Source organism: Saccharibacillus qingshengii, assembly GCF_013185195.1.
Lineage (GTDB): Bacteria > Bacillota > Bacilli > Paenibacillales > Paenibacillaceae > Saccharibacillus > Saccharibacillus qingshengii.
Genome location: NZ_JAAZWC010000057.1, coordinates 1 through 6,736 on the forward strand (window position 1 = coordinate 1; position 6,736 = coordinate 6,736).

The 6,736-nt window shown below is 55.0% G+C and carries 8 protein-coding genes; 3 read left to right on the top strand and 5 right to left on the bottom strand.

Annotation, left to right across the window (positions count from 1 at the left end; genetic code table 11):
* Positions 1-135 precede the first annotated feature (135 nt).
* On the top strand, positions 136-816 hold the full coding sequence (locus HRQ60_RS22950) for an MORN repeat-containing protein (RefSeq protein ID WP_246281459.1): 681 nt from the start codon (positions 136-138) through the stop codon (positions 814-816).
* Between the two features lie 46 nt (positions 817-862).
* Positions 863-1,414: a DUF1697 domain-containing protein gene (locus HRQ60_RS22955; RefSeq protein ID WP_172200848.1), complete on the top strand. Its 552-nt coding sequence runs from the start codon at positions 863-865 to the stop codon at positions 1,412-1,414.
* A 103-nt stretch (positions 1,415-1,517) separates the two neighbouring features.
* Here HRQ60_RS22955 and HRQ60_RS22960 read toward each other — a convergent pair whose 3' ends face one another.
* Positions 1,518-2,363: a carbonic anhydrase gene (locus tag HRQ60_RS22960; protein WP_172200853.1), complete on the bottom strand. Its 846-nt coding sequence runs from the start codon at positions 2,361-2,363 to the stop codon at positions 1,518-1,520.
* 412 nt (positions 2,364-2,775) lie between these two features.
* Here HRQ60_RS22960 and HRQ60_RS22965 point away from each other — a divergent pair, with 412 nt between their 5' ends.
* Positions 2,776-2,997 carry a hypothetical protein gene (locus tag HRQ60_RS22965; RefSeq protein ID WP_172200856.1) on the top strand — a complete coding sequence of 74 codons (222 nt, stop codon included), beginning with the start codon at positions 2,776-2,778 and terminating at the stop codon, positions 2,995-2,997.
* Between the two features lie 108 nt (positions 2,998-3,105).
* Here the strand turns inward: HRQ60_RS22965 and HRQ60_RS22970 are convergent, their stop codons facing one another.
* The 4 genes from HRQ60_RS22970 to HRQ60_RS22985 form a co-directional block, all read right to left on the bottom strand.
* Positions 3,106-4,083 carry a hypothetical protein gene (locus tag HRQ60_RS22970; RefSeq protein ID WP_172200859.1) on the bottom strand — a complete coding sequence of 326 codons (978 nt, stop codon included), beginning with the start codon at positions 4,081-4,083 and terminating at the stop codon, positions 3,106-3,108.
* Between the two features lie 37 nt (positions 4,084-4,120).
* On the bottom strand, positions 4,121-4,513 hold the full coding sequence (locus tag HRQ60_RS22975) for a hypothetical protein (protein ID WP_172200862.1): 393 nt from the start codon (positions 4,511-4,513) through the stop codon (positions 4,121-4,123).
* An 82-nt stretch (positions 4,514-4,595) separates the two neighbouring features.
* Entirely contained in the window at positions 4,596-5,594 is a 999-nt protein-coding gene (locus HRQ60_RS22980; RefSeq protein WP_172200865.1) for a sensor domain-containing diguanylate cyclase, read from the bottom strand.
* A gap of 27 nt (positions 5,595-5,621) precedes the next feature.
* On the bottom strand, positions 5,622-6,455 hold the full coding sequence (locus HRQ60_RS22985; RefSeq protein ID WP_172200868.1) for an alpha/beta fold hydrolase: 834 nt from the start codon (positions 6,453-6,455) through the stop codon (positions 5,622-5,624).
* Positions 6,456-6,736: the final 281 nt, after the last annotated feature.

Consider the following 6,736-nt stretch of genomic DNA (forward strand, 5'->3'; position numbering starts at 1 on the left):
CTTCATTCTACACGAATCCGGCCGTGGGCCTTTTTATATTCAGTTCGAGGTGTTGCACTTCATTTTACAATCCGTCAAATGAAAAAACGCATTCTACTTCCTGCTGCTCTCGTCTTCGGACTTACCCTTACCGGTATGGGGAGCTTCGCAGTAGCCCCTTCCGCGCATGCGGCGCAGGCCAAACAGGCACTGACTCTAGCCGGAGGAGGCACCTATTACGGGCAGGTCGAGAACGGTCTTCCGGACGGGCGGGGAACCGCCAAATGGCCGGGCAGCAAGACGTACTCCGGCGAGTTTGCCAACGGGAAGCGTTCGGGAACAGGCAAATATATCAACGAATACAAAGAAGCGGACACGGGATACCGGTACAAAATCGTGTATACCGGCTCCTGGGCCAATGACCGGATGAGCGGCCAAGGCGTCTGGACGGAGAAACGCTTTGACGGGGATGGACGCGTGGTTTCGAACAAGATCCGCACGGGCGTATTTGCCAACAACATGCTGAGTTCGGGTTACGAAGTCATCCACGCCGAAGCCGATCCCGAGTACAGCTTCACTTACCGCGGGAACGCAATGACTCTGAACGTGATGGGAAGCAATGAGAATCTGACTTCGTCCTGGAAAACGGGAAGTCTGTTCAGCGCGTCGTACAAAAAAGGTTCGGTGTCCCGCAGCTATTCCATTTTCCCGGAAGAATCGGCAGCCAAGGAACGCGAACGTCTGGCTTCGATCAAATACCTGCAGAAGATCACGGCTCAGGTCACCCCGCATCTGCAGAAGTTCGAGCAGCTGTCGAAACAGGTCCCTTTGAAATAGAACATGAGATTCCGGCTGCATCCTGAAGCCAAAGGAGAGAAAAACGGTGATCTATGTGGCTCTGCTGCGGGGAATCAATGTAGGCGGCAATAACAAAGTCGAAATGAACAGGCTCAAGACCGCTTTTGAACAAGCGGGGATGGAGCGGGTCAAGACCTATATCAATTCGGGCAATATCGTGTTCTTAAACGGTAAGCTGCCTCAGGCGGAACTTGCGGGCGTTCTGGAAGGAGCGATCGAAGCTGAATTCGGGCTGAAGATTCGGGTGCTTGTCCGCAGCCTGGAAGAGATGGAAGCGATCTTCGCCGTGCTGCCGGAACATTGGAACAACGGTGGCGAGATGAAGAGCGACGTCTTTTTTCTCTGGGACGAAGTGGATGAGACCTCGGTTTCGGGGGAACTTCCTTTGACGCCGGGCGTAGGCACTCTGCTGTTTGCACCGCATGCGGTCTTATTTTCGGTCGACCGGGAGAATGCCGGCCGGAGCGGAATGAACAAGCTGATCGGCTCCAAGCTGTATGCACGGATGACCGTACGCAATGTCAATACGACCCGTCAGCTGCTGCAGCTGATGCGGGAGCTCAAGCAGGGCGAATGATTCCGGATTTCTCTTCCGGCAGATGTGAAGCAGCCCCAAAAAACCGGTCCGCGCTTGTTGGCGGTTCCGGTTTTTTGGGGCTTTTTCTCGTTTTTTATCTGGATCAGTCGTCGCCGTTCAAAGCCCGCTTGCCCAGATTCTGAACGGGGCGGTGATTGTCGGGGAAGCGTTTTGCGAACAGATCGATCTGTGCCTGCGACCATTCGACCGGTTCCTCCAGTACGCTCCAGTTCACATGTTCCGAACAAGGCGGCGTAGTCAGAGAACCCTCGTAATGGACGGCATGCAAATTTTGCGGCAGCAGGGCAAGCAGGTCGATTGGCGCGTTCAGCGTCTCGCCGTCCGTATTTGCCGGATCGGGCAGATGCGACCAGAGCTGTTCGATAACCGGATTTGCTGTCCCCGGATGAATGAGGACGCCGACGACGGCTTTTTCTCCTTTGGCATTTTCGTGAACGAGGTGAAGTTCCATTTCCGCATTTTTTCCATCGATCTGATGTTCGCTCGGATGATGGAAATGGAACTGCAGCAGCGTATATTTTTCTCCATCGAGCATCATGTAGGAATCTTTGTCCGCGGCGTTAACCTGAATCGTGTGTCCGTTATCGACGATTGTCGCGTTCTCGAGCTTGGCGTAATGGGTTTCGATCGGCTTGATATCGCCCGATTCGACGATTTGGGTATGGTCGATGTTGATCGGGGATTGGGCTTGGCCGATCTTGCAGGTCTCGAATTCGCTCTCGAGGTCCGCCCAATGCTCGGGACCGGTATCCGCGGCGTAAGACCAATGTACGGCGGCATGCCCGGCTTTGACCGGTGTCGGCGCGGCAGCGGTGGTAGGAGCGGGAGCCGAGGCATCGGGCGATGCGGGAGCGGCGTTTTGGCCGCAGGCTGTCAGGGTCAAAGCGGCGGCGAATACGGCGGCAAAGCCGATTTTGTTGCGAGACATTCTTGTTCCTTCTTTCTTTCGGATAATGGTTGTCTACATATACATATATAATAGCCGCTGGAAACCGGACAATCTATGACGGATGGCACGGAAATAAAACCCCTTATCCTTTTGGGCCGTCCATACGCGCAAAAATCCCCGGCTTCGCAGGGCAGCGAAGCCGGGAGTTCGAAGTTCGATTTATGGAGGAGCGGCGCATTTGTCCGTGATCAGGAGCATCCGGCCGGACTTTTACGAATGGGTTCCGCTGGGCTTTTCTGTTCCCGGCTCAGTGGAACTCTATCGGGATGAGACCGGGAGAGCCGTATTGGGGCTGTCTTTGTTTTCACGTATAATGATAAACGTTACGCCGGATGGAACCGATTATGGGCATTCGGCGTCGGAAATCCCCGATTGGAAAGGATGAAGAACATTGAGTTATACGGAAGTATTGGAACGCAAAAGCGAGATTCTGAAGAAGACCGTCGAGACCTGGATCCTGAAAGAGAACCGCGATGGATTGAACCGCCAAGAAGCCCATATTTACCGGAACATGCTCAAGGAACTTCACCAAAACGAACAAGAACTGGGTACGGCACGCGATGAAGAAGCGGGCAGACAGCCGGACATTACCGCTGTGGAATCCCGGAATTAAGTCCGACCCGGTTTAACGAGTAGGTACTATCGAATAAGAAAGCCCGTCCGAATTTCGCATCATGCGAAGTTCGGACGGGCTTTTTGTCGATAGGCCGTGAATGTGAGGTTACAGCCTGACAATCCGCCGGAACACCAGGCTGCTCAGCCATTCCGTCCAGTCCAGCTCCTCTTCGAACGGATCGCGGTAAGAAATGGCCGTCGGCAGATAAGCGGCGAACGGTCCGTATCCGCCGTGCAGATTCAAGCCGCCGTCTCCGCCTTTGCCCGTAAATCCGGTCGGCGTATGGACGATTTCTTTTTTGTACGGATCGCCGGGGAATTGAAGGCCAAAAGCATTCGGCCGCTCCAGTTCGTAATCCCCGGCCGCTTCCGGAGACAAGTGCCGCAGCCGCATGGACAGATCGATCTCACTGCCCCAAGGGAACAGTGTCCGGCAGCCTGCGCCGTACAGATACTCCCATTCGTCTTCGCTTGGCAGGTCTAGGCCCACGCCGATATTCGCTTTGCACCATTCTTCGAAACTTTCGCTCTCGTCGAATTGATACAGCTTCAGCGAGCCGGCGCCTCGTTCAATCAAATAGGCTTGATCCGATTCCAGGCTGTGATGCGGGGAAATTCGGAACGTTTCGATAGCATCCAGCAGTTCGGCGTCTTCTTGCGGATCCAGTTCTTCGATCGGCCAATCGGTCCATGCCGCGGAGACGTAGTGGCGTTCGACCAGCATGGGGGAGATCTTCGCTTGGCGTATCGGCGATACCCAGGCCTGCATCCGCTCTTCCAGTTCTTCGGGCGCCGCGCCAAGTTCCCGCAGCAGATCCAGCATCCGTTCGCGAACACCGGCAGAGTCATCCTCCGCTGCGGGCTGCGTGTTCCAGCCAAGCGTCACCGTATCACCAGGCACGAAAATAAACTCTATGTCTTCGCAGACAAATATCCCGGTCTCTGTCGACTGTCCGTAACGCTCGAACGTGTCGAGGCGAACGAAATCGAAGCCTTCGGGCAGTTTTTTTTGCAAAATCGGCATCTGCTGCCTTTTCTCATCGGTAGTCAGCCGGCTCCAGGCCGGACGGTTCCAGATCTCCATGCGGATCGGCTCCTTTGAATAGGGTCTGAAAACGCGCTTACAGGTTGCCGGCCACCGTCACGTAATCGCCGGCTTCGAGCGCTGTCTGCAGCCACTCCGTAAATGTGCGCACAAAAGCTTGTTCTTCTGGGTCTTCCGGCAGCATCCGCTTCAGCTCCTCGCAAATATCCTGCCAGATCGGCTTCGCGATGGCATTGTCCCAGCAGGGGTCGAAAGCTTCGGCTTTCTCGCCGGTTTCGGGATCCGTCAGAGGATAGCGTCCACGAATCAAGGCAATCACGAACTCGGCGTCGATCTCATGCAGAAAAACAGGCCGGATCCCCGCAGCCCGTTCGCCGTTTCGGACCGGATAAAATTCGAAGCCGACTCCTCTGCGGGGGCCGAGGTAACGGAGTTTCAGGACTTGTGCCGTTTCGGGTTGTTCGCGCATGGCTCAACCTTCTTTCGATGAAAAAAGTGCGCGGCGCCGCCGCTTTTTGTCGGGCAGACATACGGAAACCTCCTTGAATGCCCTAAATGTGCGGCTCCTGTTCCGGCAGATCCTGTGCATGCGTAACCCGGTTGCGGCCTCCGGTTTTGGAAGCGTATAAAGCGAGATCGGCCCTGTGCAGCAGCGATTCTTCGGTAGAATCGTCCGCGGACGTCTCGACACCGATACTCACCGTGACCCGTTGGGAACCGAGAGTTGAGGCTTCGATCGCGCCGCGGATACGTTCCGCGGCGGCGGCTGCCGCGGAGCGGTCCAAGCCGGGCAGCAGCACGACGAATTCTTCGCCGCCGAATCGGGCGCAGATGCCAGGAATCCCCGTTTCTTCGCGCAGCAGGCGGGCCAGATCGGTCAGAACGAAATCTCCGATCGGGTGGCCGTACGTATCGTTGATTTTCTTGAAATGATCGATATCCAAAATCAGCAGCGACAGCGGAGAACCGTTATCCGAACAGGAGATCAGCTCTTTACGCAGACGTTCCTGGAAAAAGCGCCGGTTGTACAGACCCGTCAGTGGATCGGTGGAAGCCAGCGTTTCCAGTTGGCGGTTCATCTCCATCAGTTCCTGCTGTTTCTGCTCGTATTCGACGTGGAGAAGCTCCAAGCGGCCGTTCAGTTCCTGGGTTTCCTTGTACAATTCTTCAAGCGCGAGCTTGCTGCGCAGCGTGTCTTTTTCATATTCCAGGCGTTTGCGCATCAGCAGGGCGACGCAGTCGATCACGATCTCGCCGCCCTGCTCCCGCCGCATACCGTTGAGCAGGACGGGAACACTCTGCTTGTCGGCCGTACGGAAAGAGAAATACATTTCGTCCACACGGCCGTAGAGCTGGATATGCGGATAGAAGTACGTATGAAAAAACATTTTGTTGGTCACGGACATAACCGACTCGAGATGCCGTCCGATCAGCTCTTCGGCATGCTGCAGGCCAAGCATATCGAGGAACGTCCGATTGACCGACTGCACAAACCCGGATTCGGAGATCGAAAAATATCCGCCGGGTGCGCGGTCCAGTGGGTTATCCATGTTAAGACTGCCTTTCTTCCGTCTGTTCTAGAGAACGGTCAAGTATTCGTCGATGCGGGAAAAAGTTTCGTCGGGCTGGCTGAGCTGCGGATAATGTCCTTTGGCCGTCATGCGGTTAAGCGTGCTGCCATGCAGGCTGCTGTGCAGGAAGTCTCCCACTTCAAGCGGGGCGATACTGTCTTCGGCGCACTGCAGAATCAGGGTAGGCACCGTCACTTGGGACAGCATATCGCGGCAGTCACAGTAGAACGTGACTTCGGCAAACTGGCGGGCGATCTGGGGATCGCGGGAAGCGAACTGCTGCTCGAGTTCTTCCGCCAGCTCTGCCCGTTCCGTGTTTTTCATAGCAGCCGGGGCCATATAGCCGGCCCAGCCGCTGAAATTGAGCTGCATCATCTCGAGCAGTTCGTCGATATCCTCGCGGTCGAAGCCGCCATAATATTCCGGCAGATCGTTCAGATAACGGGGAGACGGGCCTACCATGATCAGATGACTGAACAAGTCAGGCCGACGGATAGAAGCCAATGCTCCGATCATACTGCTGACCGAGTGGCCGACGAAGATGGATTTTTCCAATTCCAGCGCTTCCATGACATCCAGCAGGTCGCTGGCATAGCCTTGGAGATCGGCGTATTTGACCGGATCGTATTGATCGAGCGCCGAGCGCCCCGAACCGACGTAATCGAACAGCACCACGCGGAAGCGGTCGGCAAAGCGTGGGGCAACCAGTCTCCACATTTCCTGATCGCAGCCGAAACCGTGTCCGAAAATGATCGTGCGCTGCCCGCTGCCGAGTACCGTTACATGATTGCGTTTCAAAATATCCACCGTTGGCTCAGCCCCTTTTTCTAATATCTGCATCCAAGTTTCCAATCTTCTAAGTGTCCCATAATTAGCGGAAGGCAGTAAGTGACTTTACACCTATTGTAAAAGCGGAAAATGTCGGATTATAGGGAGGAAGAAAGGCCCGGATGCCATCTGCGCTCCCATTAACTGCCGATTTAAACGTTTTCAGATCCTTTTCTATGCTAATGCTATACATAACTATACGAAATAGTTCGTTTGCTCTAGGGCCTGTACGCAAACCTATTTAAGCCAGATCCGAATCGAAATTAAAGCTAAAAAAGCCTTGAACATGCTCG